Source organism: Trichocoleus sp. AS-A1 (genome assembly GCF_039962015.1).
Taxonomy (GTDB): Bacteria; Cyanobacteriota; Cyanobacteriia; order Cyanobacteriales; family FACHB-T130; genus FACHB-T130.
The window spans coordinates 55048-81379 of record NZ_JAMPKG010000029.1 but is presented as its reverse complement, the minus strand read 5'-3'; the positions used below and the strand labels follow the sequence as shown (position 1 = coordinate 81379).

The window sequence follows — 26332 nt, the reverse complement described above, 5'->3', positions numbered from 1 at the left end:
TCACCTGGTGTAGTTGAGTCTAAGTTTTTTGTCATGAAACCGCCTCACCCTTCGAGGTAGATTGCATCTCTCTAGTATCATATTTACACCCGAATTTAGATGCGCTTACCCTGCTTTGCATAATTAGCTGAAAGCGATCGCTACTTGTCAGCAGTGGTAGTTTTTTCCTTTTTGATAAAGTAACCCTTCCGGTAATACTAAATTTAATTTATTTTTATAACCTCTGAAAATCGCCTAAAAACTGTTTTGAAATTGGCGATTCTCACCCGAATGATTATCAAGAAAGTATCGAAATCTGTAAATGCGACTATCTGGGTAGAAAGGTATTTAGATTTGGGAATGATGATTAATAGTACGTTTTGATATCAATCGATCCCAGTAGCGATCGCATCACGTCCAGCTAGCTCCCTATAGCCTCTGCCCTGTTTTTGTCAAGGCTTAGAATCACTACTTTTGTAACTATTCTGCAATTGCTTTCTATTTACCCATTATTCAGCAATCCCTCACAGTCCTTATAATTGAATGACTAAAGGGCAGTTGAGTTTTTTAACCACTCTTATCATGAAATAAGCGTTCATTCAATTAAGAAATCCGTGCTAACTCGTATTAAAGACATTGCTGAAAAACTAGCGCCTCGCCTGATTGAAATCCGACGACATATCCACGCTCACCCAGAACTAAGCGGTCAAGAATACCAAACTGCTGCTTATGTTGCTGGCGTGCTGTCTTCCTGCGGGCTTCATGTCCAAGAAGCGGTGGGTAAAACTGGCGTAGTTGGAGAGTTAAAAGGACAAGGTATCGATGAGCGACTACTGGCAATTCGTACTGATATGGATGCTTTGCCAATCGTAGAACGCACCAGTTTAGATTATGCCTCGCGTCTTCCAGGAATTATGCACGCCTGCGGTCACGATGTCCACACCACAGTCGGTTTAGGCACGGCGATGATACTATCTCAGCTCGGAGAGGCCTTGCCAGGAGATGTGCGCTTTCTGTTCCAGCCAGCCGAAGAAATTGCCCAAGGAGCTGGGTGGATGGTTGCAGATGGGGTGATGCAGAATGTCAGCGCGATTATGAGCGTTCACGTTTTCCCTTCTATTTCGGCGGGATCGGTGGGAATTCGTTACGGTGCTTTGACAGCAGCCGCAGACGATCTGGAGATTATTATTAAAGGCGAATCTGGGCATGGGGCGCGTCCTCATGAGGCAGTTGATGCAATTTGGATTGCGGCGCAAGCGATCGCTTCTCTTCAGCAAGCGATTAGCCGCACACAGAACCCGTTGCGCCCGGTCGTCCTAACGATTGGTAAAATCGAGGGCGGACGCGCCCCAAATGTGATTGCCGACCATGTGCGATTATTGGGAACTGTGCGATCGCTGCATCCGGAAACTCATGCCACCTTACCCCAGTGGATTGAGCAAATTGTCTGCAATATCTGTAAAACTTACGGAGCTACCTGCGAAGTCAACTATCGCCGGGGAGTCCCTTCTGTGCAAAATGACTCAGCGCTGACTCAGTTGGTGGAAACAGCTGCCAAAGAAGCGTGGGGAAGCGATCGCGTCCAAATTTTACTGGAACCCTCTCTCGGTGCGGAAGACTTTTCGATGTATCTGGAACACGCTCCTGGTACGATGTTCCGACTAGGTGTGGGATACCCGGACAGAAAAAACTACCCGCTGCACCATCCCCAATTTGAGGTGGATGAATCTGCCATTATTACCGGCGTCGTTACCCTCGCCTATGCTGTCTCTAAATATTGGCAGCATCGCTAAAAGCATTTGAATTCCTTCGATTTTCTAACTCCAGAAGGATAAGTCTCTGGAGTAAATCTCAGTATGCTGCAAATAATACAACTTAAAATTCAAAACTACTTATGGCCTCACCAATACCTCTGAAAGGTTTAGAGCTGGTTGATTGTGCTAAAGCAAATGCAAAACAGGGAGTTGAAACTGCGGCTCATTTGTCAGGCTATGGTGAGGATTTAGGCACCTTTAAGCGAGAACTCAAGAAAGCTTGTGAAGATATGGGCGTCACTTTCCATGAGTTGAGTGATTTGATTACCGATCAAGACTCTTTAATGAGTATGGAAGGGGAAATTGTTGCTCCTGATACAGCAACAGAATTGTAGACGCGAAATTTCATCCGCAACGTTTAATTTTACGTAGATCAAATTCGTTTGAATCACCATCATTTGAAAGCTCATCCCCAAACCCTCTTTGTCAGCGGCGAGGGAAAAGCGAAGCCGCAGGAATTATGGTTCTATACCCTTTCAGGACGCTACGCCGACAAGAATGCGTGGTCGATCAAGCGGATTTGATATCACCTTCTCATGACTTCCCGATTCAACTGAATACCCAGTTACTCGCTGCTTCTACAACTTCAAAATTAGCCGCGCCAAATTAAAGTAAATTAGTACGCCCAATACATCAACTGCCGTTGTAATAAACGGTGCTGACATCAAAGCCGGATCTAACCCGACAGCGCGAAAGATGAACGGAAGACCGGAACCAGCAACGGATGCCAAAACCGAGATAGCCACCAAACTAATCCCTACAGCCAGCGAGACTGACCAATCTCCATTCAGGAGCCAGAAAGCCCATAACGTTGCCACGGTGCCTAACATCACTCCCAGGAGTGCCCCAGCGATCGCTTCTCGCCCCACTACCTGTGCTGGCCCCATTTCTCGAAGTTCTTCGGTATTCAAGCCCCGAATCACGACTGTTGAGGATTGAGAACCTACATTCCCGCCAGTCCCGGTTAACAAGGGAATAAACGCTGCCAGCGATACCACTTGCCGAAGAATTTCCTCTTCCGCTTTGATAATCGTGCCGGTGACAGTATTAGTTAGTAGCAAGACGAACAACCAGACGACACGCTTGCGAGCCACCGTGAGTAAATCCGTCTGGAAATAATTGTCGCCCCCCGACTGGAGACCGCCCTGTTTGTAAATATCCTCTGTCGTTTCTTGTTCGATGATGTCAATCACGTCATCAACGGTGACAATGCCCACCAAACGCTTTTCCCGGTCTACCACCGGGACAGCGAGAAAGTCATAGCGCCCGATCAGCCGCGCCACTTCTTCCTGGTCATCGCTGGTATAAACGCATACTACATCACGGGTCATAATGTCCCCAATTTTTTGATCGGGATTGGCGATTACCAAATCGCGTAAGGATAAAATACCCGACAAGTGACGAGCAGCATCCGTAATATAAAGGTAATAAATAATCTCAGTAGCATGGGCTAAACTGCGAATTCGCTCCAGCGTTTCCGCCACCGTCATGTTTTCTTTCAAAGAGATATACTCTGGTGTCATCAATCGTCCAGCAGTACCAGCCTCGTAACCCAACAACTGAGCTGTCGCCTGGCGTTCGGTGGGGGTGAGCTGTTCGAGCAGACGACGGACAACGGTAGCGGGCAGTTCGTCAAAAAGTCGTGCCCGGTCATCAGGGGACATTTTATCAACAATGTCCAGAACTTCCTGCCGCCGGAATTCCTCAATCAGCGCCTGCTGCACGCTAGAGTCGAGATATTCATAAACTTCAATCGCCTCGTCCTTGGAGAGCAAGCGAAAGGCGATCGCTTGCATCGCCTCTGGCAACCCTTCAATGGCTTCTGCAATGTCCGCCGGTTGCACCGGGACGAGGATTGCTTTTGCCCCCTGAAGGTCTTCCGCCTCAAGCAGCATTTGCAGCTGCATTCGGACGAGCTGCCGGAGTTCGCTGCGCGAGACTGTCTGGAAAGGAGTATTGGTGTCAGTCAAGGTAGACCCTCTTAATCCAGTGTTAAGTTTGTTGCTGCTTTTAGTCTAAAGGGCATTGGTACGGTTGTTTTCGTGGGATTTAAGAGTAAATGCAGCACCAATGAGAGCCAACCGCCCTACTTAATCAAGTGTTGATATTTTTCCTGCACCAGTCTAGTCTCCAAGGATCGAGATTGAAGGCTCTGGGAATGGTGCGTGCTAAGCAGTCATAGGGTTTTTTCTACCGCCCGCTCCGAGCCAGAAGCGTGCCTAGCTGAACGCTAATGATTCCAAGTATGGCGCTACCTGCCCAGTAAATACCGGCGGCGGCATAACTGCGATCGCGCAGTAGAGTAGATGTTTCTAACCCATAACTGGAGAAAGTTGTGTAAGCTCCTAAAAAGCCGGTCGTTACCATCAATCGCACATCTAGAGGAATATTCGCTACCCGTTCTAAGGCGAGAGTGACAAAAAAACCCATCCCAAAGCAACCTGTAAGGTTGATAAAAAAGGTGCCGTAGGGAAAGCTGGTGCCGAAGCGTTGGGCAAACCAGAGGGTGAGATAGTAGCGACTCAATGCTCCAGCGATCGCTCCTAAACTGATGGCAATGGGATGACGAATCGCGGGGTCTTGGAGCATTTAACTTGAAAATTAGACTCTCGGACTGGGGAATGAAGGGTCTCCAATCCAGCGATTTCTTATAGGAGGTTAGGTTTGTTAACCCGTACCTTTGCTATCGCTTTTTGCCTTAACCCTCTGAAATTATACCGATAGGCTGAAGGAAATATACTACAGAAATGCTATTTCTGATATAGCCCTTTATTTAAGCAGATGCCTTCAACGAGAGCAAGCGGAGTGAATCAGTTTAAAACCGTTGCCTAATTTAGGTCTGTTTAGTGCGCCAATCATTACCGTCAGCTACTGGTTCATTGGTGGTTGGACAGGTGCCTTGGTAGGGATTGCTTTAGTAGCTGTGACGAACTTACGAACTCTACCATATCTACAATCGCGACACGTTAACTCAAGCCGTTGCTGTCACAATTGGTCGTGCGATCGCGTTTCTTGCCCCAATAGTTAGCTACCGCTGATGATTTATTGGCTGTACTAGCATTTCTTCAATTTTCCGGTTTGTGAAATTAGTAGCCGAACCTTACTAAAAGCTAATCTTTTTCACTCAAAACTCTACTCATGAGATGTAGCCATGAATACAGAAGTCCCTAATAATACAGAAACCGCCATAACAGTTAGCCCGGAGACAAAGGCTATCGTTGATGAAAATATGGCAGGCGAATCCGAAGATTTGAAGCGTGAAACGATGGCGCTGATTGACGCCATTAAAAAACGGGCGCAGGTAGAAACAAAATCTGCTACCGAATATACTCGCGATGCCTATCTCAATGCAGTGAAACAAGCACGGGAGAAGATTGAACAGGATAAGTTGTTCGATCCAGAGCGAATTTCATACTCGATTAAACTCATTCAAATGGATGCAGAGAAGAACTGGGAGTCCATCGTGAAGGAAGTGTCAACTTTAGGCGATCGCCTTGCCGAAGCTGCTAAAGCGGCTTGGGATGTCCTGACAGCTCCTCGCACCCCTTCTTGATGTTGAAACAGTAATCACGCGCAACCACGCGCTGATATAAAACAGGGGCACTCAGCTAGCTGGGTGCCTTTCTAATTTTTTAATTCTAAATTCGGATAGCCTAATCTAGTCAGGCATTACCAGCAAGCTTTAGAATTTCACTGACAATAACAGGGTTTACTTCAGATGATTAACAAATATTGATTACTTAAATGTTGGCTGCGATTGGATAGGGTACTTTTATGAAAATTGCAACTCACAACAGATTGCTTGTCGCGGTTGCCAGCCTTCTGTTTGGATTAGCGATCGCTCTAATTTCTGGATGTGAAGCCATCTCAAATTTTCGGACTTCTCAAGTTAATTTTGATGCAACTGAGGGACAAGCCCGTAATTCGCAAATAGTCATCCCGCTTAAATTTAGCTGGGCTGATTCATTTTCAGAAGAGCTAGCAGCAGTCAAAATAGACGGCCAATGGGGCTATCTTGATAATAAAGGCAACTTCGCAATCAAACCTCAATTTGATAATGCCGAATCTTTTTTCCAAGGGTTAGCGGCTACCAAACTAAAGAACAAGTGGGGCTATATCAACAAGAGTGGCAACTTAGTCATTAAACCAAAATATGATTTGGCTAAGAATTTTTCTCAAGGGCTGGCAGCGGTAAAGATAGATGGAAAGTGGGGATATATTGATAAGAAAGGGAACTTGGTAATTAACCCAAAATTTGATTTTGCTGAATCTTTTTCTATAAGCGATCGCACTGCGTTAGCGCTGGCGGCGGTAGAAATCGGTAAAAAGTGGGGCTATATCGGCAAGAAAGGCAACTTCGTCATTCAGCCCCAGTTTGATGTTGCTGAATCTTTTTCTATAAGCGATCGCAGTGAATCAGCCCTAGGACTCGCGCCAGTCAAAAAAGACAACAAATGGGGCTATATCGATAATCGGGGAGACGTTATTGTTCCGTTGGAATTTGAGGAAGCTAAGTTTTTTTCGGAAGGACTAGCAGTGATATCCAGTAATAATAAGTGGGGCTATATTGACAAAATGGGATATCTTGTTATTCCACTCCAATTTGATTGGGCTGGGGACTTTTCTCAAGGACTGGCGGGCATAACGATAGACACTAAGGTAGGCTATATTGACAAGGTAAGCAATGTTGTCATTCCCCCACAATTTGATAATATTTATAACTTTTCAGAAGACCTAGCAGCGGTAAAGAACGGCGACAAATGGGGCTATATCAATAAGAGTGGCAAATTCGTAATTAAACCCCAATTTGATAGCGCTCAATCTTTTTCGCAAGGGCTAGCAAAAGTTAAGATTGGCAATAAATATGGCTATATCCGCAAACCTCTTCCATAAGTTCTCATTTCTGAAGACATAGAAGAATTGAGAGTCAGTGGTCGCGGAAACTTCAGCAGAATGAAGCGAGAGCCTGGTGAGGATTTCCCTGGCTCTCGTTGCCTTTATCGGAGTGTATTTGCAAGGAAACCTATAACACGCCTTTAGAACTGGGGATCGTACCGCCACGACGGGGATCAACTTCGATTGCCATGCGGAGCGATCGCGCAAACGCTTTGAACGTCGCTTCAATAATGTGGTGCGAATTAATTCCATCTAGTTGGCGAATGTGCAGCGTCATCTGGCTGTGATTGATCAACGCCACAAAAAATTCCCGCACCAGCTGGGTGTCATAAGTCCCGACTCGCTGAGTGGGAATCTCTAAGCCATAGCTCAGATGAGGACGTCCGGAAAAATCTAACGCTACCTGAACCAACGCTTCATCGAGAGGGGCGAGGAAATTCCCAAATCGGACAATTCCTTTGCGATCGCCCAGTGCTTGATGCAACGCCATTCCTAGGGTAATTCCCACATCTTCATTGGTATGGTGGTCATCAATTTCCAAGTCTCCCGTCGCGGCTACATCCAAATCAATCAGGCTGTGAGAGGCGATTTGATGCAGCATATGGTCTAAAAACGGAATGCCAGTTTTTGCATTGCAAGTGCCATTCCCGTCTAATTTGACGGTGACGATAACATCCGTTTCGCCCGTCTTGCGGGGAACCCTTGCCATCCGAGGAGACAAAAGCTGTTCAATGCTTGGAGAAGGTGTAAATTGGCGATCGCGTGCCTGCATCGCAGATGCTCACTCAAGAAAATAAAGTTAAGTTTATTATCCTACTTTACTGAGCATCTGGGAGACGCGAAAGCCTTTAAAATGCAAAATTAAAAATTAAAAATTAGCAGAATCTTTGCTTTTTAATTTTTAATTTTTAATGTTTGATTCTTTTTACATCCCCATAATCTCGTATCCCGCATCGACATACAGCACCTGACCTGTAATGCCACTTGCCAAATCGCTACACAAGAAAGCAGCCGCATTTCCCACTTCTTTCTGAGTTACAGTGCGTCGCAGCGGTGCCACTTCCTCAACGTGATGGATCATATCCAGAATGCCACCTACCGCCGACGATGCCAAAGTGCGGATAGGACCTGCCGAAATTGCATTCACGCGAATATTCTGTGGACCTAATTCAGATGCCAGGTAACGGACACTCATTTCCAATCCAGACTTGGCAATTCCCATTACGTTGTAGTTGGGGATCACCTTAACGCCGCCTAGATAAGTCAGCGTGACAATACTGCCGCCTTCTGTCATCAGTGGTTTTGCTGACCCGGCAAGTTGCACCAGCGAATAGGTACTAATTTCTAGAGCTTGGGTGAAGCCAGCGCGGGTAGTGTTGCTAAAATCACCTGATAAATCTTCCTTGTTCGCAAAGGCAAGACAATGGATCAGGATGTCTAGCTTACCCCACTTATCGCGGATGGCGTCAAATGTAGACTGAATTTGGGTCTCATTCTGGACATCGCAGGGTAAAAACAAGCTGGGGTTGAGGGGTTCTACCAACTCTGCCACTTTTTTTTCAAAGCGACCCCGGTCGTCTGGCAGGTAAGTCACTCCTAGATTCGCACCCGCTTGGTGCAGTTGCTGAGCAATCCCCCAGGCGATCGATCGGTTGTTGGCAATGCCGGTGACAAGGGCGTTTTTTCCGGTTAAATCTAGCATAAATGTCGATTTTGAAGGCAATATTAGAGGATATCCGATTTAGGGGAGTATTCAAGATCGCGATCGCCCGGAGCAAGGCTGTCTAGTACGGGTAAGGAGCGTGCCTCCTTACTCACCATGCATCCCACCCGATAGCGCAGATACTGTCAAGATATCAACATTTTCCGTCATAATCTTACTTGCCTTGAGCAGGGAGAGAACTAAAGAAGGTAGCCGGGGAAACTACTTTAAAATTTTGTATCAAATAGCACAAAAACCGCTTGGAAGTCAGTTTATCTGTGTCTAATGTCAGAAAACTCTCATAGTTGTTTTGCTATGGTTAAAGTTCCTCCGACAGAAAGTTGCAGAAGTCTGTAGGGCAGCATTTAGGAAAAAGGAAGTGGCAGTGACGCAAGATAGACCGCTAGCAGCTGTGTTCCGTCAACTGGGAGGTGGGGCGTTTCCACCCGTGGTGGAAACTTTTGAGCGGGGCAAGACGATCTTTTTCCCAGGAGACCCGGCTGAACGGGTATACTTTTTGCTCAAAGGTGCAGTAAAGCTGTCTCGCGTGTATGAAGCTGGGGAAGAAATTACCGTGGCGTTGCTGCGAGAAAACAGCGTTTTTGGAGTACTGTCCTTAATTACAGGGCATCGTTCGGATCGGTTTTATCACGCTGTAGCATTTACGCCAGTGGAGCTGCTTTCGGCACCGATCGATCAGGTAGAGCAATCGCTCAAGGATAATCCGGAGCTATCGATGTTGATGCTGCAAGGGCTTTCTTCGCGCATTTTGCAAACAGAAATGATGATTGAGACATTAGCTCACCGAGATATGGGATCGCGCTTGGTGAGTTTTCTATTGATTCTGTGCCGTGATTTTGGCGTTCCTACCGCCAATGGAATTACGATCGATCTGAAGCTTTCTCATCAAGCGATCGCAGAAGCAATCGGCTCCACCAGGGTAACTGTCACCCGCTTACTGGGAGATTTGCGGGAGGAAAAAATGATTTCTATCCACAAGAAAAAAATTACGGTACACAACCCAGTTACACTGAGTCAGCAGTTTACTTGAAAACAGCTAGAGGCTCTCGTCAGGTTGTAGGTTAGGTTGTTGGTTAAAACGGCATGGTAGCGCGAGCAGGTTATCCAGTTTTAACATTTAGTCGGGAGTTGAGTTAAAAGGTGTCAGGTTTTAAGCGGATAGTTTTCAACCTTGCAACCTTTAACCTTTCCGATTTCACCTTCGATCTTTAATTCCTGTTAACCCTTTCTCTAGCCTGCGATGCGATAGGCTGTAACTGGAATGACTGTAGCAGACAATGACCGACAGTGCGCTCTTCCTGATTTTGTCTATTTTAGTGTTGGGAAGCGTCATCGCAACGGTAGGCGATCGCATTGGCACGCGCGTGGGAAAAGCACGCCTGTCGTTGTTCAATCTGCGTCCCCGCAAAACAGCTGTTTTAGTAACGATTCTAACGGGACTAACGATTTCTGCCTCAACACTGACAATCATCTTTGCGACAAGCGAACAATTGCGGATTGGAGTTTTTAGACTCCAAGAAGTGCAGAAAAAACTCAAGACAGCCAGTAAGGATATTGCCAAAGCGAACGAGCAGAAACGGAAAACCGAAAGCGAACTTGCTAAAACCGCCGCCCAAAAAGAGCAAGTCGAGAAGGAACTCGCTCAAGCTCGCACCCAGCAATCTGTCGCTCAGCAGCGCTTAGATGCGATTAATCGATCTTTGGCAGCTGCGCTGGCTAAACAAGGCCAGACGGAGGCGCAACTAAATCAAACTCAAAGCGAACTGAGTCGGGTCGCCAGCAGCTTTCAGCAAACCCAAAAACAGCTGACCTCTGTCTCTGGGCAAGCGAAGACGCTACGTTCGGAAATCCAACAACTTCAAGCAGAACGCCAAGAATTGCTCCAGCAGCGAAATCAAGTCAGAGCTGAAATTACTGAATTCAAAGCGAAAGTGACTCAGCGCGACCAAAAAATTGCCCAGCAAGACCGAGCAATTAGCCAACGCGATGAGCAAATTCTCAAGCGGGATCAAGCCCTTGTGGAACTTGATGAGAAACTTGCTGCCTTTCGGAAGAGCCTGAGCGATCGCGATGAGCAAATTGCCCAGCGAGACAAAGCCTTATCTCTACTTGATAACAAAATTTCTCAACGAGATGAGGTGATTGCCCAGCGAGAAAATCGCCTTAAAGAACTCGAAAAACAACAAGCTTCCCTAGAGCAGGAAGTGGCAACCTTAGAACAGTATTACCAGTCTTATCAAACTTTGCGTCAGGGTAGTCTGGCTCTGCTGCGCGGTCAGGTTCTGGCGGCTGGCGTTTTTCGTATTGTCGAGCCAGCCGCAGCCCGACAGGTCATTGAGCAGCTATTACGGGAAGCGAATCGGACAGCGATTAAAGCGACCCAACCCGGTCTCAACAAGGTGGCGAACGAACGGGTCGTGCAAATTACAGAGGCACAGGTCGAGCAACTGATCAACCAGATTCAGGATGGTCGAAACTATGTAGTCCGAGTTTTTTCGGCTGGTAACTATGTCCAGGGAGAAAAGCAGGTACAAGTCTTTGCAGACGCCGCACCCAATCAAGTTGTATTCCGCACTGGTGAAGTCGTAGCAACGACATCTGCCGATCCTTCAAACATGACCGACCAACAAATTCGGCAGCGGATTGACCTGCTGCTTGGAGCATCCCAGTTCCGAGCCACTCGCGCGGGGATTTTAGGAGATACAGTTCAGGTTGGGGACAATCGAATTGTTAGCTTGATTCGGTTTATCGAGCAGTTGAAAAAGCACAATAAGCCGATTTCTCTGAAAGCGGTCGTGGCAGAGGACGCCTATATTGCCGGACCCATGAAATTAAATTTGGAGGCAGTTGAAGACGGAGAAGTTGTGGTGAGGATGTAATTTATTAGTCATTAGTGATGAGATGATGACTAATGGCAATTAACCATTCGTAAATTAGCAATTAGCCAATTCAGATGATTTTAGGGTTCGATCCAGGGCGCGATAAGTGTGGTTTAGCCGTAGTGGGGAAAGACAATTCTCTGCATTACCACGAGGTTGTACCGGCAGAAACAGCGATCGCAACGATCCTTGACTTATGTGAAGAGTACCCGATTGATACTCTGGTGATGGGAGATCAAACCACTTCCAAAAGTTGGAAAAAGAAACTTCAGCAATTCCCAACGTCGGTGCCAATTGTCCTGGTAGATGAGCGCTACAGTACATTGGAAGCACGCGATCGCTATTGGCAAATGTACCCTCCCCAAGGTTTAGGACGCCTGATTCCCCAAGGGATGCGGAGTCTACCCCGACCAATCGATGACATTGTTGCCATCCTCCTCATCGAAAGATACATGAAGCAACGAGAGACGAGGAACTAGGAAACTCTGTCATTCTTAACTTTCTTAATTTAAACTGAACTCAAAACTCAAAACTTTTAAAGTTCCGCCCGGATCGTAAACGCATAGTCCCCTCCAGGCTCTAGCTGGTAATCTTTCTGTTCTAAAAATCGACCCAGAGGTTCCTGAATTAAAGCGCGTCCCAAAGAAGGTGTCACCGACAATTGACCCTGTCGGAAACACCACTGGAACTGCCATTCATATTCTGCCGCCGTGACTTCCCCTGCTAGAAAGCCCCGTTGCCAGGAAAGATGGGTAATTCGGACGTGGGCAGTAGTTTGAGGTAAACGCTTAGAACTCACAATCGCTGTGCCGATCAAATACCTTCATTCAGCAACAATACTAAACTTATTGCGATCGCCTTCGAGATAACATCATTCTCACAGCTGATACTGAGCTGGCACGAACCGAGTAAAAATATCCCTCTGGATATGGAAAGTGCCAGACTAGATCGGTATTGACTAGGATGAAAGAAGAGTAACATCTGAGCAAAAAAGGTGCAATTTTGAGTCGTTTATCGTCTGACCGAACCCCAAATGCCAGCCAGTTCCCTTCACAAACCCCGGACGCGACAGATTTGGATCGGGAACTAGATAACGCCATTTTGAGCTTTGATGACATCCAAGCAGAACTGAATTACAAAAAGGCGCAAAATGCTCTGCGAGACTTGGTAGATAACCTGGATCTCACTCCTCAAGAGCGGACGGGACTGGAATCCGAGATTAATGATTTGGCAACGATGCTGGAGAAGTTAGATCGATCGGTCGTCCAGATTGCCGCCTTTGGGATGGTGGGACGGGGTAAATCTTCAGTACTAAACGCCTTATTAGGTCAGAACGTGTTTGAAACGGGACCACTTCATGGCGTCACCCGCACCCATCAAGGTGCCAGATGGCAACTGACTCAGGAGAATGAGGCGGGAAGCGTCAGCGATATCCTACGAGTCACGCTGCCGAGTGCGGGCAATTCCCAAATCGAGCTAATTGACACCCCTGGAATTGACGAAGTAGACGGAGAAACCCGCGAAACCTTAGCCAGACAAGTTGCCAGACAAGCAGACTTGCTGCTGTTTGTCATTTCGGGCGACATGAACAAGGTGGAATACGAGGCGCTCTCACAATTGCGGGAAGTCGGTAAACCGATGTTGCTGGTATTTAACAAAATTGACCAGTATCCGGATGCCGACCGGATGGCGATTTACCGCAAAATCCGGGATGAACGGGTGCGGGAATTGCTCTCACCAGATGAAATTGTGATGGTCGCCGCCTCTCCCCTGGTGGCGCAGGCGGTTCGCCGTCCTGACGGAACGAGGGCAGTGCAGCGGCGACCGGGAACGCCGCAAGTTCTGGATTTGAAGCTGAAAATTCTGGAAATTTTACACCGGGAAGGCAAGGCTCTGGTAGCGCTCAACACCATGCTGTATGCCGATGATGTGAACGAACAGATGATTGCTAGGAAGATGCAGATTCGTGATGAAAGTGCGAATCAGATTATCTGGAAAGGGGTGATGACGAAGGCAGTTGCGATCGCCCTCAACCCGGTCACGGTTGTCGATCTCCTCAGCGGTGCCGTCATCGACGTGGCAATGATTCTCACTTTATCTAAACTCTACGGCATCCCCATGACCCAGCCTGGAGCGGTGGGACTGCTACAAAAAATTGCCATCAGTATGGGCGGAATTAGCGCTAGCGAACTTTTGGCAACTTTGGGACTGAGTTCCCTGAAAAGTCTCTTAGGACTCTCCGCACCCGCAACGGGTGGGGTGTCTTTAGGTCCCTATCTATCAGTTGCCGTGACTCAGGCAGGTGTTTCTGGGGTTTCTTCTTACGGGATTGGACAAGTCACTAAAACTTACTTGGCGAACGGCGCTTCCTGGGGTCCCGATGGCCCAAAAGCCGTGGTAAGTCGCATTCTGACTTCGCTGGATGAAGCCTCAATTTTGAATCGGATTAAGAATGAGTTGAGTGCAAAGTTAGTGAATTAAAACAAGCGATCGCTTGTTTTTAAAAAGAGCGATCGCTTGTTTTTTTATTACTTAAAATTTATCTAACTCGATTTACAAACTAATCGATCAGCGCAACTGATCGATTAGTTTATTTGGCTCGAATATTTTTATAATAAAGGACTTGTTTTGTATATATTAAAGCCATAATATAGTAATTTTATTTGTCTAACTACATAATAGTTTAGTTGGAGTGCAGAGGACATTGTCCTCTGCACGAGTTCCAAAAAGAATCTACTAAAACAGTAAAAATTAGGATAGAAGAATTCCAAATAAGTTGCCAACTTTCTCTTTGTTCGCGCTTTTTGCGTCTAAAGCGTAGCGGTTCGCTTAAAAAGCAATGTCTAGCAATTAAGTAAAGCTGTAGATTCAGTTTCCGAATGAAGCGATCGCGTGTTTTTTTAGAATCCTTAAGATTTCCGGAAAGCTATTGGAAGATTGTGCGATCGCTTTAATACCTTACCCCTACTTGCTGATTATAGACAGCGCAGGCAATTTTTTTAGCTAAGCATACAAAATAAAAAAGCTCGGCAACTTTAGAAGAAACCGATTTTCTAATATAACAATTGACTGGAATTGCAGCCTTTTCACTTGTAGCGTTTGCGCTATGAGGCGCTAGATGCTTGGGCAAGGTAATTACATTGTTTCTGTAGCGGACACTGAACACAGCGAGGATTTCTAGCTGTGCAAACTGCCGCCCCAAAGTCCAAAAGCGCTAAGTTCCAGGTTCCCACTTGCGTTGTCGGTGCTGCCTGTTCTGCCGCCTCCCAGAGCAGTCGATCCCGCCCTTTCACTCGACCGCCCTGCAATCCGAAAAAGCGCTCCAAGATGCGGGCAACGTTGGTATCGAGTACGGCGAGAGGTTGTCCAAAGGCATTGGCACAGATAGACCGCGCCGTGTATTTCCCGACTCCGGGAAGCAAGAGCAACTCGGTTTCGCGATTGGGGATGTTTCCTGCATACTGCGCGAGGATAAGTTGCATTGACTGGTACAGTCGCTCACCTCGAAAGGAAAGCCCCAGCGGTTGCAAGAGACTGGTAACTTCTTCCACTGATGCGGCGGCAAGGTCGTGCAGCGTCGGGTATCGCTCGATAAACGCCTGGTAGATGGGCGCGACTAATGCCGCATTGGTTTTTTGCAGCAAGAATTCTGCCACGAAGATGGCATAGGGGTCTTGTGTGCGACGCCACGGAAAATCTCGGAGGTGCTGTTTCGCCCAAGCCTTGAGCTGACAGCGAAACCATTTGAGTTTGCTCGGATCGAGAGGCGCTGTCAATATCATTTCCTGTCTCCTCGGATAGTGAGAGCGATCGCAATATATGAATTGCGCTAGCGATCGCTTTAGCACACCATCAAGTTAAAGATGAAGAATTTCTCGCTATATCTATATGTATTGATATGTATTGCGATTGCATCAGTCTTCACTCAACCCATCCAACTTTGACTGAAAAGGGCGGACACGGATGCCCACCCTACGTTTAACTGACCGAGAAAATTTGTGATTAGCGAGGCGTTTTATCTTCTTTAAAGGATGCCAGCCATTCGCGGACTTGCCCAGCCGCAACATCACGGCTACCCAACCCGAAAGCCAAGGCGATCGCTACTGCAATCGCTCCTAGCAACAAACCAAAAGCTAAGTTAACGATATCGCTAGCAATTCCCATCTGTTGCAGCGCCATTGCTGAAACGAGGGCGATAATCGCAATCCGAGCAGTTTGTCCGAGTATCCGCGATTGCCGAGTACCGGAACTGGTAATCAAGTTAAAGGCGAGGTTCGCGAGATACAGACCAATCGCAAACACCACCAAACCGGCGAGAATGCGACCTAATATCACCACAATGCCGCTGACCAACAGAGTCAGCGCCGGAATTTGCAGAATATTGGTTGCTGCTACTGTCGCAAACAGCATGATGCCAACCAACACCACAATCCCGGCGAGTTCTGACGGCGTGCGGGTGGGAGGCGTCGGTTCCTGAAGGATAGTTTCTTGTCCGGTAGGCGGTACCTGTGCCTCTGGAGCCGGAGGTAGAATTGGCGTGGCGCGGGTGTAAGGCTTAGATTGGAGTCCCAGCCAGTAGAAAATATTGTTGAATCCGATGCTGGTGAGGATGTTGGTGACTAACTCGGAAACAAAGTGGCCAACCACATAAGCGATGCCAAGAATCAACGCCGCTGTAAAGATTAGCGGAATCGCGTTGAGAATTTGGGTCAACATAGCGATCGCCGGAACCGAAATTGCCGCAATTCCCAAAGCATTGAGAGCAGCGATCGCGGTCGGGATTAAAATCAGAACAAAAACAATTGTCCCGATCAGCCAAGAAAGCGTTTGTCCGCCGGTTGCCCGTGAAATTCCAAATCTTGCACCTAACCGATCCGTTCCGGTTGCTGTCAGCAGATTTGTAACAATCCGCCGCACCACCTGCGCCAGCAACCAACCTGCTGCACCGATGACGATAGCCGTCAAAATATTCGGTACTGCTGCCAAAATTTGATTTAGCAGGTTATTAACCGGACCCAGTGCCTGCTGTAGCTGTAGGGCATCTAAGATCAGCGGCAGAAATAGCAAAAAGATGAACCAGTACAAGGCGTTGCCTAAGGTATCGCTCAGAGAATACTGGTTTGTCCTTGGCGTCGTACCCCCCGGGGTCGTATCCCCCGGTGCCGTACCTCCCGTTTGCTCGCCCAAACGTTCGTCTAACCGCAGCGCCCGCAGTCCCCGCGTTACCACTAGCTTTGTCAAGGTTGCCAGTACCCAGGCAATTCCTAACAGAATCGCTGCACTGACCAGTTTGGGGATGAACTGAGTAACTTGCTCTAACAGAGTGTTAAGGGGACCAGCAACCGCTGTTAGTTTTAACGTCTGTAAACTAGCAACGATGGCAAAGAGCATAATCAGCCAGAACACCACGCTGGAGATCCATTTCTCCACAGGTGGCCCTTCTTCAGCCCCTTGGCGACCCGTAATCCAAGCTGCTAAACGATTATCGATGTTTGTGCGATTCAGCAGTCCTCGCACCGCCGCCGCCGCCAGTGAAGCCACGATCAAGCCAACGACTAACGCTAGGATCGCCTTAATCAGATCCACTAGCGAATTGCCTAAGTTGAGGCCGAGGCCTGAGATAATATTGTCAACCGAAAAATTATTATTGGTTGCAGGAGAGGCTTCCGCCGCTGGTACGGGTGTACTCTGCGCTAACAACCCGTTCAACCTGAGTGGCACCTCTCGAAAGAGAGTGAGTGTAATTCCTTGCCAAGTTCCATTCATGGTGTTCTGAGTTAACGTCGGATGGGCAAATATACAAAAGTTACGCTGCTTAGCAGGAATCGCCAAGACTTATCCTACGCTGATAAATTCTCTAGCTACTGCATTGGAGAATCAAAAACCGACTAAAACAGGATGAGATAGATATAGACTAGCGTTCTCAGTTTTTAATCTATCTTTATAGATAAATAAGCCGAAAAAGTCGAATATTTGCGATTTTTAGCGGTGCTTCCCGATTTGCGTTTTTGTAGCGTTCGCTTCCAGTAAGTCTGTATAGTATGTCTCCTACTGAAGTTTTCGAGCAATCTATCCAAATCAATGCTAGTGCAACGGTGGTTGAGCGCTGCATTACCGATCGTGTCTTAATGCATCGATGGCTGAATCCGGCGTTGCGGTGCGAACCCGTCGGAGAGTGGCGAACAGATGTGGGGAGTCAAAGTCGGTTTATTATTCAAATTCCCTTATTGCAACCCACGCTCGAAACGGTAGTTGTGGAGCGAGAACCAGGGCTAATTGTCTGGGGATTTGAAGGATTTTTTAAAGGACGCGATCGCTGGGAATGTCAGCCAGAGGCAACGGGAAAGGGCACGCGCCTGCTGAATCGCTTTGAGTTTGAAATTCCCAGTCCTTTCGTGCGTTGGGGTTTTAATACCTTCGCCGCCGCCTGGACGAAAGCCGATATGCAAGCTCAATTGCGACGTCTCAAACGAATCGCAGAAGAGATGGATCGCGAATAAGTAGCGAATAACTAATAGATATCTTGTTCGATTTGTGTCAGTAACTGGCGAATCACGCCAGCATCCTCCGCATTGGGAAGTATCGCCAGATAAATGTTTAAATCTTGGGATGCTTCTGACCAGCGTCCCATTTGGAAGTAGAGAAGACCGCGATCGCGCAATTCCATCGGTGCGTCTGGGAACAACAGCAAAATCCGTTCCACTGTGGCGAGTGCTTTTTGCAACTCCTGGCGGTTCAGGTAAATCATTTTCAGATTTGTCAGCATCCGCGTCAAAAAGCGCCGAGAACTCACGGGTTCTACGAAAGTCGCTTGCAGTTGCACAGATTGCTGGTAAATCTTTGCAAGTCTATCTCTGCAATCTTGCTCAAACAGAATCTCGCCGCGATGGAAGGCGTCCACAAAGATTCCCACATCCTCAAACTGCGGGCGAATCAGGAAATGCCCCGGCATCCCCACCCCAACCATCGGAAAATCAATGCGTCGTGCAATTTCTAAATAAACTAGCGCTAGGGCGATCGGGATGCCAGTGCGCCGATCGATTACATCATTTAAAAAGCTATTGCGGGGATCGTAATAGTTCTCGTTATTTCCAGTAAAACCTAAGTCGTCGTAAAGATATTGATTGATAGTTTGAATCACCCGCAGGGGATACCGTTGGGCAGGTAGACGTTCTTGTACCTCCGCTGCCATTGTATCGAGGGCATTGAGGTATTCATCCGGGTCGAGGTCTGGATATTCTTCCTGAGCAATGTCCAGAGCAGCTTTTGCCAGATTAATTTGCTCATCTGGCTGATTAATTTCCTGATAAAAGGATAGGCGACCCAGCGGCAAGTTCATGGCAATTCAATTGTTTAGCGAAACTCTTCCTCTGATTGTAGAAAACAACGTGCTATCTCGCTTACAACTAAAGGATAATTAGCAAGTCATCCGTGCTAGCAGGCTAACTACAAATCGGTGAGCAGCCTTGCCTTTCTAAGAATAAATGTGAGTACGGTTTCTTCTCTAGAAATAATCTCTGCGGCAATTTCCATCCCTGGTTGAATTGGATAGGGGCGATCGCCTTTGAGCAGATTTGTTTTTTCTGGCTGGATGGTTACTTCGTAGGAGGGCGGAACCGCAGGAGCGTTGGCGTTATTATTTTCAGGCGCGATCGCATCGGGTGCGATCGCGCTCACTTTTCCGGAGAGAGTTCCATAATCGGGATAGGGATAGGCAGAAACCCGCATTTGTACCTTTTGCCCAACCGCCACTTTCCCGATATCCTGAGCCGCTACCCGCGCTTTCACGATGAGTGGCGTGTTGCTGGGAGCAATTTGAGCAATTGGTTCGGCTGCACGCACCACCTGAGAGGCATTTCGCAGTTCTAGTTTGAGGATGGTGCCAGATGCTGGAGCACGAATCACGCTTTTTTGCAGTTCCATCCCGATTTGTTTGAGTTCGCGGGTGTCGCTGTTGAGTTGATTTTGAATTTCAATTTGACGCTGAATCAGGGTTTTTCGTTCTTTGTTCAATGTTGCTAAGGTAGATTCACCCGTTGCTCTTTCTTGAGCGATTCGCTCGTTAGCAATTACTACGGGTGCCGCACTGGGATTAAGCATGGCTTTTGCCCGTTGTAGTCTCGCTTGCGCGGCTTTGAAAGCTTCTTCTTTTTCCTTGATTTGCAGTTGAGCGATCGCGCCCGTATTTGCTAGCTGTTGATATTGATTCATCTGCGCCCTTGCTAAATCCACAGATGCCTGTGCTTCTTGCACTTCTGCCTTAGTTATGATTTGCTTCTCTTGATAGTCTCGTTGGTTACGACCCAGATCCGCTTGAGAAACGGCAATGTTGCGATTCATCAAGTTCCACTCTGCCTTTTGCTGGCTGTCAAGGGCACTAATTTGAGCTGCGATTTGACTCAGTTGCAGTTGGTTATTCTGGATATTGCCTTGCAGTTGGCTTTTTTTCGTCTGGAGTTGGGAGTTATCCAGAATCGCGATCGCATCCCCTTGTTTCACGACCTGATTTTCTTTCACAGAGATGCTTTTAATCGTTCCTTCTGTTGCAGCTTGCACGATTCGCAGCTCACCTATAGGACGCACAACGGCAGCAGCTTTAACAGTAATGTTGTACTGCGTATAAGCGGCAAGCATCGCAGCTACCCCAAAAGTACCGACTAAAAACAATCCCCCTAGCGTTGTCCATCGGCTGATGGGAGGAAGAAATTCGTCGCTAGAGACTGGGCGGAGAAAGTCGGGGTTGCTGTCAGTGAGCATGATTGCCCCATTCAGTGAATGAGTGTTCTCTACTATGATTGCATTTAATTTAAATAAAATTTAATTTCTTTGCCATCGTTTAAAATTTGAGCAGTTAATCACTTTTTCCTAGCGCAGCCTGTTGTCTGAAATTTACACAATACTTTTTGTTGATTTTTTAAAATTATTAAATTAATTAGGAGTCGCGTTGGTTGAAAGCGTGTTTGTTTTGATGTAAAACCCTACCTCAGAGGGGTACGGTCATTTAAGCTACCGAGTAAAACTCTAATTAGTTAACAACAATACACTTGAAAATTTAGGAGGATTTTATGCCCCATCCCTTTGATCTAGCGCTTTCCGAACTAGGAACGGTGGAGTTCAATCTTCTAGAAGAACTCACGGATGAGGAAGCTGCCACCATTACAGGCGGTTTTCACACACCCACGACACCTGGCAGCATACCGATTGGAGGGAATGTTGTCACTCCACTGGAAGTTAACGATGAGGGGGGGTATTTTATCACCCTGTGGCTTGGTGAAGAAGGTGGTTATGTAACGATCCCAGCGACACTCCCTGAAGACGGAGGCAACGGACTGCAATAACCTTATTGAAAGTAATGTCCGATTAACTTTTTTTCCTGAAATCATTGATTATTAAGGCAAAATTGAGCTAATTCTTCAGGCAGAATCAATGGAATTGTGGCACTTTTTTAAAAAAGCCGCAATTCTATATTCTTTTGTAAGTAGTCTCTAGAGCAGTTTTGCTCTATCGCATCTTTTTTATTTTGCCTGAAGAACGGAAATGAAATCTGCAAGGCATCAAAAACGTGTTTTGGAAGAAATTTTCTGTGTTGAGAATTTTTTATTCAAAGATTATTATCAGCAATCAATTGTTCAAAGGGGTGCGATGCTCGCCTTGCGATCGCTCTTTTCAAAAATGCTGCGTTTATTACTTGATGGCAAAGAAAAACTCGTGGCTTGAGCCTGGGTTTGGTCAACCATGAAAAAACCCACCCTAATTTTAAAATAGGGGGGTTGCCATGTGGTTTGACTGAATAGTTGCAGCGAATAAATTGACGATTTAACTGCTAGTAACTGTTAAATTTCCTCCAGTTCCAGTCAAAGTTCCATCCACGATTGATATTGTTGCTGGTTCTGTTAGTTGAGCTGTATAGCTGGTATCGTCAATCGTGAAACTGATGTTAAATGGACTGAGATTGAGAGTGCCATTGGGAATCTCAGCCTTCAAATCGTCAAAGTCAAAACTGAATAAATCTAAACCTCCAGCCACTGCCTCTTGTTCCTGTTCGGATAGTTCTGCAAACAGGGATTGGTCTTGAGGTTGCATTGGTTGGTTGTTTGCACCTACAGTCATGATGTTGCCCTCAAAATAAACTTTGAAGCGTTGGAAACTTGTGCCGTGCTTAAAACTTACGTAAATAAAAACAGCTTTTCCTCCCACTTTTGGGAGATTAGCATTTGATACCGTTGGTTGTAATAATGCAGTCGGCTTTGTGTGCGTAGTCGGTATGGGCAACTTTTCGCGATCGCTTCTAACCGGCGAAGTCAACGAACTGGATGACACCCCGCTGTCCATTGGTTAACCAGTGAGGATCTTCTTCGTTAAGTGTGTTTATCTGAGTTTGCTGTAAACCTGCCACCAGTTCAGATTTGAGGGTGCGTAGTGCCACTAACGGTGCTGGGAAGTAGCAGGCAATGTCTTGAAAAGGGGTAGTAAAGTCCCAGTGGCGATTGCCTAAACAGCGGCGGTAGTTAGCATCTCCTTTAATAAAAATTAGGCTGGCGGGTGCTAACTCTTGTCGCAAAGCTTCGGGCATTTCCCAGAAAGGCAAGGGCATTGTCCAAAATAAATCGTCATAGCATCGCAAACGACCGGAAGCGATAGCGTCTTGCAAGCGCAGAGAAAGCGATCGCACTTCCCCATCAACGTCAGCAGCCAAAACCTCTAAAGTGTGGTGCAGATCCTGAATGGTCGCATCTGAGACGAAGATAGGATACCGCTTCAGGTGTAGGGAAATCTCAGTCGCCTTAGTGGTTAGCAGAAAATCTGCCAACCACAAATCGCAGACGAGTTCAAAACCAGCATTATCGACGATGAAGTCAATTCTTCCCCCATCAAGGCTGGCAATCCTGTCCGCAATGATGGGTGTATCATCGACCAAAATATGAGCCTCTTCGTGCTGAATTTCCTGACGGCTGCGATCGCTTTCTCCAGCTTCAACAGGCCAAAGACTGAGATCGGCGCGGTTTCCCCACAGTGAAAAATAGAGCAGTGGGATTAAACGGGTATGGCGATCGCTTGTATGATGCCCAATCCTAGCGGCGATTGCCCGGATTGAATCCATTGCCGTTTCTAAACCCAAGCGTTTTTGCAATCCGTAGGGATCGACGCCTTGGCTCGCTCCTGGCAGAAAGTAATTGGTTGCTTCCACAATCCGCCGGAAAAAGTATAACTCTGCAAATAACCAGGGAATGTCTATCCAACGCTTCCCCAGAAAAGGAGCCAAATATGTTGTCCACGCAGCCAAATCTGGGCCATTGTCATCTTTGAGCGATCGCACGATCCCATTTGGCAAGTCCCGGATCAAGGTTTCCAGGTTGTCTACAATCGATGCTGGAAAGTCGTTTTCAGCAATTACTCGCTGCGCGATCTCAGGCATTCGCTTCAGAAGCGTCATGTTCGCAAAAGAGCCTTCCTCCGACATCATCAGCGGTGGAGGAAGCGGTAATCGAGGCTTTAAAATCTGCTGTGACATCAGGTGATAGCGCTTTTTATCATGTGTCGAAAGTAATTCTACTTAAACAGCAATTTTATTGACTCTGAAATCTGGTTACATAAAGCGCATCAAGCCAAAACCCTCAACCTTGAGAACTCTTGCCGATTAGGATGGATTGGGAGCATCTTTTGCAAATATCCATGAGCCTAACCGAACAGATTCTATCTCAGGTACCGGGAAATCCTCTCCTCGGACTGCGTAAAGCCGATAGCCTTTGGCAAGCCATCAAGGAAGACACTACACCGATTCTGATGGTGGTGAAAGAAAGCCAAGAGCCGCTAGGAAGCGTAGACTGGGATGCAATAATCTGCGGCGGCACTTTGGGAATTTTAATCGGTGCTGCATTAGCTCAGTTGGGGTGGCGAGTTGCCTTGATTGAAAGAGGAATCTTGCGCGGTAGAGATCAAGAGTGGAATATCTCCCGCCAAGAGTTAGAAGTATTTTTAGAGCTGAATCTACTAACTGAAGCGGAATTAGAGCAAGCGATCGCAACCGAGTATAATCCCGCCCGCGTCACCTTTTTAGGAGGTTCTGACGTATGGGTGCGCGATGTCCTGAATATCGGCGTCGATCCCGTTTTTCTGCTAGACACGCTCAAATCAAAGTTTCTGGCTGCTGGTGGACAGTTGTTTGAAAACACTCCCTTTGAAGGGGCAGTGGTTCACCCGGATGGCGTCAAGGTGGAAGCATCCAGTGGCATGAAAACACGGTTGTTAATCGATGCGATGGGACATTTCTCTCCGATTGTTCAGCAAGCGCGACAGGGAGAAAAACCGGAAGGCGTCTGCTTAGTCGTGGGTAGTTGCGCCAAAGGCTTTCCTCACAACGAAACCGGCGATCTGATCGCAACTTTCACATCGATTCAAAATCAATGCCAATACTTTTGGGAAGCTTTCCCAGCACGAGATGGCAGAACGACTTATCTATTTACTTACCTGGATGCTCACCCCAGTCGTCCCAGTTTAGAGTTCTTCTTTGAAGAATACCTGCGCCTGTTGCCCGAATATCAAGGCGTAGAAGTGTCCCAACTGCAATTTCAACGGGTGCTATTTGGCTTCTTTCCCTCTTACCGCAACTCATTAAAGATGCCTTGGAGTCGCATTCTGCCCGTAGGAGATAGCAGTGGCAACCAATCTCCCGTCAGCTTTGGCGGGTTTGGGGCGATGGTGCGACACCTGAAACGGTTAACAGAAGGCATTCATGAGGCTTTAGAAGTAGATGCTCTCGACAAGAATGCTTTGGCACTTTTGCAGCCTTATCAGCCGAATATTGCCGTAACCTGGCTGTTTCAAAGAACAATGGGCGTGGAAATCGAGCAAAAAGTTGACCCAAATCAAATCAACCAGTTGCTTTCTAGCGTATTTCAAGCGATGGAACAGCTAGGAGATGAGGTATTACGCCCATTTTTACAAGATGTCGTCCAGTTTCCCGCCTTATCAAAAACCCTGTTAAAAACAGCCGTCACTTACCCCGGATTAGTGGCTCGAATTATTCCCTTAGTGGGAATCCCGATGCTGCTAGATTGGATGGTTCACTACCTAAACTTGGGAATTTACACGGCTTTATATCCTCTAGCAACCGCCCTGCAACCGTGGACGAAGACGTTACCGCCACTGCCTCGATACTACTGCGATCGCTTCCTCCAAGCTTGGAAATATGGCTCCGGAGGCGATTACAGAAGCCTGAAGAATCTAGGGTGAAGCCCTTCGCTAAGGGTAAAAGAAACCATAGAGGCAAGCATGATGAAGCCTAAAAGAGGAAATTTTACACTTGATACTTCACGCTTGAGACTTCATCCTTTATCCTTAGGTAAACTCTGGCATCGCTTGAGCATTACCAGCAAGTTTACTTGGGCAGTTGTGGCGCTGCTGCTGCTGATTACACAAGTCGCGATGACGAGCTGGCTGTCGCTGAATGCAGTGGTGCGAGAGACAGAAGCGGCGATTCTCACCAGCATTGAGGTGCAGGCAAAAGTATTTCAGATGGATGCCGCCTTACAGGACGCCCGCCAACTGGAAAAAGACTTTTTTTTGAGCTGGCCTTCTATGGGATTTTCCAGCGCTAGCCAGGATTATGTCCAGGCGCATCGGGAGCAAATTGACAAAGCCCTAGATATTAGCAGCCAGTTGCAGGAGTTACTCAATGGTGGGAAGGTTAGCGATGCTTTGCGTCGGAGCAATCCGGACTTGGTGGCTTATGTAGAGCTTGTTGAGCGCTATGCTAGCAGCTTTAAAGAAGCTGTGGCGTTGGTGGGGACGCTGGGAATCGATGATGTGGGAGTGCTGGCGCGGTTAGAGCAAAATTCGCGGCTGTTGCACGACACGCTACAACTCTCTGCCAGTTCGGAGTTGATGATTTTATATCGGGAAATGCAGTCGGTAGAGAAAGAGTATCTCTCTAACCATCAGGAGGACAAAACCCAGGCGGTGTATGAGGCGGTGGAACGTTTGCGCCAGGGAATTCAACAATCACCCCAATTCAATGGAACTCAAAAGGCGGCGGCGTGGGAGTATCTGAATGCTTACGAGTTAGCGATCCGCGAAATTATCAACCTCGACGCCCAAATTAGAAGCAAAATCAGCACTTTTGAAGAGCAAGCGGCAAGTGTTTCCACTAAAGTGATTGGGTTGGCAAATGCTGACGTACAGCGATCGCGCCTTGAAATCGCCCGAACCAGCACGCTAGCTACGGTACTGCAAGCGATGACAGTATTGACGGCGGTGTTGCTATCTGGGGTGATTGCGAATATCTTCGCCACTGCTTTAAAAAATTTGCAAGCAGAACAGGAAAAATCTGAGCGTCTGCTGCTAAATATCTTTCCAGAAGCGATCGCTCATCGATTAAAACAGGAACAGCGCACGATTGCGGAAAACTTTGCCGATGTGACGGTATTGTTTGCTGACATTGTTGGTTTTACTGAGCTTTCGGCTCGGATTTCCCCAACTGATGTGGTTGAGTTGCTCAATCAGATTTTCTCAGCCTTCGATCGACTGGCAGATCGCCACGGTTTGGAGAAAATTAAGACAATTGGAGATGCTTATATGGTGGTAGGAGGACTGCCAATGCCTTCAGAAGATCACGCGGAAGCGATCGCGGAAATGGCACTGGATATGCTGGAGGAAATGACTTGCTTAAGTACCAAGATTGGCGAAGCGTTGTCTACCTCTCGCCCTCAACACTACACCATCCGAATTGGGATTAATACGGGTCCCGTCGTTGCAGGCGTTATTGGCACGAAAAAGTTTATCTATGACTTGTGGGGCGATACGGTGAATATTGCTAGCCGTATGGAATCCCAAGGCATTGCGGGTTGCATTCAAGTGACCGGAGCAACTTATGAACGCTTACGGCATAAGTACCAGTTTCAGGAACGGGGAACTATCCAGGTAAAAGGTAAAGGGGAGATGAAAAGCTTTCTCCTCAAAGGCAGACATCAAGACGATTCACGATAGATGAATGGTACTGATATATAAGAGCCTTGAGATAAATCTCTCACCTTAAAGCTAAA

Annotated in this window: 24 protein-coding genes; 13 read left to right on the top strand and 11 right to left on the bottom strand. The window is 47.2% G+C overall.

The window, feature by feature from the left end:
* Window positions 1–593: 593 nt before the first annotated feature.
* Window positions 594–1772, top strand: coding sequence for an amidohydrolase (locus tag NC994_RS20485; RefSeq protein WP_190440577.1), 1179 nt, complete (start codon window positions 594–596; stop codon window positions 1770–1772).
* Between the two features lie 101 nt (window positions 1773–1873).
* Window positions 1874–2128 carry a hypothetical protein gene (locus tag NC994_RS20480; protein WP_190440574.1) on the top strand — a complete coding sequence of 85 codons (255 nt, stop codon included), beginning with the start codon at window positions 1874–1876 and terminating at the stop codon, window positions 2126–2128.
* A 243-nt stretch (window positions 2129–2371) separates the two neighbouring features.
* Here NC994_RS20480 and mgtE read toward each other — a convergent pair whose 3' ends face one another.
* On the bottom strand, window positions 2372–3763 hold the full coding sequence (mgtE, locus tag NC994_RS20475; protein WP_190440571.1) for a magnesium transporter: 1392 nt from the start codon (window positions 3761–3763) through the stop codon (window positions 2372–2374).
* Window positions 3764–3983: 220 nt separating this feature from the next.
* On the bottom strand, window positions 3984–4382 hold the full coding sequence (gene crcB, locus NC994_RS20470) for a fluoride efflux transporter CrcB (RefSeq protein ID WP_190409990.1): 399 nt from the start codon (window positions 4380–4382) through the stop codon (window positions 3984–3986).
* A 562-nt stretch (window positions 4383–4944) separates the two neighbouring features.
* Here crcB and NC994_RS20465 point away from each other — a divergent pair.
* Window positions 4945–5346: a hypothetical protein gene (locus tag NC994_RS20465; RefSeq protein ID WP_190409991.1), complete on the top strand. Its 402-nt coding sequence runs from the start codon at window positions 4945–4947 to the stop codon at window positions 5344–5346.
* A gap of 221 nt (window positions 5347–5567) precedes the next feature.
* On the top strand, window positions 5568–6686 hold the full coding sequence (locus NC994_RS20460) for a WG repeat-containing protein (protein WP_190440568.1): 1119 nt from the start codon (window positions 5568–5570) through the stop codon (window positions 6684–6686).
* Window positions 6687–6816: 130 nt separating this feature from the next.
* On the opposite strand, the gene hisB is transcribed toward NC994_RS20460, so the two are convergent.
* Both hisB and fabI read right to left on the bottom strand, forming a co-directional pair.
* The gene (gene hisB, locus NC994_RS20455) at window positions 6817–7461 is read right to left on the bottom strand and encodes an imidazoleglycerol-phosphate dehydratase HisB (RefSeq protein ID WP_190440565.1); all 645 of its coding nucleotides are present in this window, start codon (window positions 7459–7461) and stop codon (window positions 6817–6819) included.
* A 153-nt stretch (window positions 7462–7614) separates the two neighbouring features.
* Window positions 7615–8391, bottom strand: a complete 777-nt coding sequence (fabI, locus tag NC994_RS20450) for an enoyl-ACP reductase FabI (protein WP_190409994.1) — start codon at window positions 8389–8391, stop codon at window positions 7615–7617.
* A 379-nt stretch (window positions 8392–8770) separates the two neighbouring features.
* Between fabI and ntcA the strand changes: the two genes are divergently transcribed.
* The 3 genes from ntcA (at window position 8771) to NC994_RS20435 (ending at window position 11770) form a co-directional block, all read left to right on the top strand.
* Complete coding sequence (ntcA, locus tag NC994_RS20445) at window positions 8771–9442, top strand: global nitrogen regulator NtcA (RefSeq protein ID WP_190440562.1); 672 nt, start codon at window positions 8771–8773, stop codon at window positions 9440–9442.
* Between the two features lie 247 nt (window positions 9443–9689).
* Window positions 9690–11291: a DUF3084 domain-containing protein gene (locus NC994_RS20440; RefSeq protein WP_190430359.1), complete on the top strand. Its 1602-nt coding sequence runs from the start codon at window positions 9690–9692 to the stop codon at window positions 11289–11291.
* 74 nt (window positions 11292–11365) lie between these two features.
* The gene (locus NC994_RS20435) at window positions 11366–11770 is read left to right on the top strand and encodes a pre-16S rRNA-processing nuclease YqgF (RefSeq protein ID WP_190440560.1); all 405 of its coding nucleotides are present in this window, start codon (window positions 11366–11368) and stop codon (window positions 11768–11770) included.
* Window positions 11771–11826: 56 nt separating this feature from the next.
* Here NC994_RS20435 and NC994_RS20430 read toward each other — a convergent pair whose 3' ends face one another.
* Window positions 11827–12090, bottom strand: coding sequence for a DUF3146 family protein (locus NC994_RS20430; RefSeq protein WP_190409998.1), 264 nt, complete (start codon window positions 12088–12090; stop codon window positions 11827–11829).
* Between the two features lie 275 nt (window positions 12091–12365).
* On the opposite strand from NC994_RS20430, the gene NC994_RS20425 reads away from it, so the two are divergent.
* Entirely contained in the window at window positions 12366–13772 is a 1407-nt protein-coding gene (locus NC994_RS20425) for a GTP-binding protein (RefSeq protein WP_242032603.1), read from the top strand.
* 623 nt (window positions 13773–14395) lie between these two features.
* On the opposite strand, the gene NC994_RS20420 is transcribed toward NC994_RS20425, so the two are convergent.
* Both NC994_RS20420 and NC994_RS20415 read right to left on the bottom strand, forming a co-directional pair.
* Window positions 14396–15073, bottom strand: coding sequence for an A/G-specific adenine glycosylase (locus NC994_RS20420; protein WP_190440555.1), 678 nt, complete (start codon window positions 15071–15073; stop codon window positions 14396–14398).
* Between the two features lie 220 nt (window positions 15074–15293).
* Window positions 15294–17057, bottom strand: a complete 1764-nt coding sequence (locus NC994_RS20415; RefSeq protein ID WP_190440553.1) for a mechanosensitive ion channel — start codon at window positions 17055–17057, stop codon at window positions 15294–15296.
* Window positions 17058–17332: 275 nt separating this feature from the next.
* On the opposite strand from NC994_RS20415, the gene NC994_RS20410 reads away from it, so the two are divergent.
* Window positions 17333–17791 carry an SRPBCC family protein gene (locus NC994_RS20410; protein ID WP_190440551.1) on the top strand — a complete coding sequence of 153 codons (459 nt, stop codon included), beginning with the start codon at window positions 17333–17335 and terminating at the stop codon, window positions 17789–17791.
* 11 nt (window positions 17792–17802) lie between these two features.
* On the opposite strand, the gene NC994_RS20405 is transcribed toward NC994_RS20410, so the two are convergent.
* Entirely contained in the window at window positions 17803–18630 is an 828-nt protein-coding gene (locus tag NC994_RS20405; protein WP_190440549.1) for a SirB1 family protein, read from the bottom strand.
* A gap of 107 nt (window positions 18631–18737) precedes the next feature.
* Window positions 18738–20048, bottom strand: coding sequence for an HlyD family efflux transporter periplasmic adaptor subunit (locus tag NC994_RS20400; protein ID WP_190440545.1), 1311 nt, complete (start codon window positions 20046–20048; stop codon window positions 18738–18740).
* Window positions 20049–20356: 308 nt separating this feature from the next.
* Between NC994_RS20400 and NC994_RS20395 the strand changes: the two genes are divergently transcribed.
* Window positions 20357–20629 (top strand): hypothetical protein, encoded by a 273-nt coding sequence (locus NC994_RS20395; protein ID WP_190429349.1) that lies wholly within the window; start codon window positions 20357–20359, stop codon window positions 20627–20629.
* Between the two features lie 199 nt (window positions 20630–20828).
* The gene (locus NC994_RS20390) at window positions 20829–21008 is read left to right on the top strand and encodes a hypothetical protein (protein WP_190440541.1); all 180 of its coding nucleotides are present in this window, start codon (window positions 20829–20831) and stop codon (window positions 21006–21008) included.
* Window positions 21009–21107: 99 nt separating this feature from the next.
* On the opposite strand, the gene NC994_RS20385 is transcribed toward NC994_RS20390, so the two are convergent.
* Window positions 21108–21611 carry a hypothetical protein gene (locus NC994_RS20385; protein WP_206753543.1) on the bottom strand — a complete coding sequence of 168 codons (504 nt, stop codon included), beginning with the start codon at window positions 21609–21611 and terminating at the stop codon, window positions 21108–21110.
* On the bottom strand, window positions 21580–22803 hold the full coding sequence (locus NC994_RS20380) for a damage-control phosphatase ARMT1 family protein (protein ID WP_190440539.1): 1224 nt from the start codon (window positions 22801–22803) through the stop codon (window positions 21580–21582). The genes NC994_RS20385 and NC994_RS20380 overlap by 32 nt, the downstream gene beginning before the upstream one ends.
* Before the next feature lie 161 nt (window positions 22804–22964).
* On the opposite strand from NC994_RS20380, the gene NC994_RS20375 reads away from it, so the two are divergent.
* Window positions 22965–24524: an FAD-dependent oxidoreductase gene (locus NC994_RS20375; protein ID WP_190440535.1), complete on the top strand. Its 1560-nt coding sequence runs from the start codon at window positions 22965–22967 to the stop codon at window positions 24522–24524.
* Window positions 24525–24563: 39 nt separating this feature from the next.
* Complete coding sequence (locus tag NC994_RS20370) at window positions 24564–26276, top strand: adenylate/guanylate cyclase domain-containing protein (RefSeq protein WP_242030412.1); 1713 nt, start codon at window positions 24564–24566, stop codon at window positions 26274–26276.
* The last annotated feature ends 56 nt before the right edge of the window (window positions 26277–26332 follow it).

Bases quoted from the DNA above. Each gene is read 5' to 3' on its own strand.
- NC994_RS20460 (WP_190440568.1), top strand. From the start codon at position 5,568: ATGAAAATTGCAACTCACAACAGATTGCTTGTCGCGGTTGCCAGCCTT.
- fabI (WP_190409994.1), bottom strand. From the start codon at position 8,391: ATGCTAGATTTAACCGGAAAAAACGCCCTTGTCACCGGCATTGCCAAC.
- NC994_RS20410 (WP_190440551.1), top strand. From the start codon at position 17,333: ATGTCTCCTACTGAAGTTTTCGAGCAATCTATCCAAATCAATGCTAGT.
- NC994_RS20390 (WP_190440541.1), top strand. From the start codon at position 20,829: ATGAAATCTGCAAGGCATCAAAAACGTGTTTTGGAAGAAATTTTCTGT.
- NC994_RS20375 (WP_190440535.1), top strand. From the start codon at position 22,965: ATGAGCCTAACCGAACAGATTCTATCTCAGGTACCGGGAAATCCTCTC.
- NC994_RS20395 (WP_190429349.1), top strand. From the start codon at position 20,357: ATGCCCCATCCCTTTGATCTAGCGCTTTCCGAACTAGGAACGGTGGAG.
- NC994_RS20415 (WP_190440553.1), bottom strand. From the start codon at position 17,057: ATGAATGGAACTTGGCAAGGAATTACACTCACTCTCTTTCGAGAGGTG.
- NC994_RS20435 (WP_190440560.1), top strand. From the start codon at position 11,366: ATGATTTTAGGGTTCGATCCAGGGCGCGATAAGTGTGGTTTAGCCGTA.
- NC994_RS20420 (WP_190440555.1), bottom strand. From the start codon at position 15,073: ATGATATTGACAGCGCCTCTCGATCCGAGCAAACTCAAATGGTTTCGC.
- NC994_RS20440 (WP_190430359.1), top strand. From the start codon at position 9,690: ATGACCGACAGTGCGCTCTTCCTGATTTTGTCTATTTTAGTGTTGGGA.
- hisB (WP_190440565.1), bottom strand. From the start codon at position 7,461: ATGCAGGCACGCGATCGCCAATTTACACCTTCTCCAAGCATTGAACAG.
- NC994_RS20370 (WP_242030412.1), top strand. From the start codon at position 24,564: ATGATGAAGCCTAAAAGAGGAAATTTTACACTTGATACTTCACGCTTG.
- NC994_RS20405 (WP_190440549.1), bottom strand. From the start codon at position 18,630: ATGAACTTGCCGCTGGGTCGCCTATCCTTTTATCAGGAAATTAATCAG.
- NC994_RS20400 (WP_190440545.1), bottom strand. From the start codon at position 20,048: ATGCTCACTGACAGCAACCCCGACTTTCTCCGCCCAGTCTCTAGCGAC.
- NC994_RS20480 (WP_190440574.1), top strand. From the start codon at position 1,874: ATGGCCTCACCAATACCTCTGAAAGGTTTAGAGCTGGTTGATTGTGCT.
- NC994_RS20380 (WP_190440539.1), bottom strand. From the start codon at position 22,803: ATGTCACAGCAGATTTTAAAGCCTCGATTACCGCTTCCTCCACCGCTG.
- crcB (WP_190409990.1), bottom strand. From the start codon at position 4,382: ATGCTCCAAGACCCCGCGATTCGTCATCCCATTGCCATCAGTTTAGGA.
- NC994_RS20465 (WP_190409991.1), top strand. From the start codon at position 4,945: ATGAATACAGAAGTCCCTAATAATACAGAAACCGCCATAACAGTTAGC.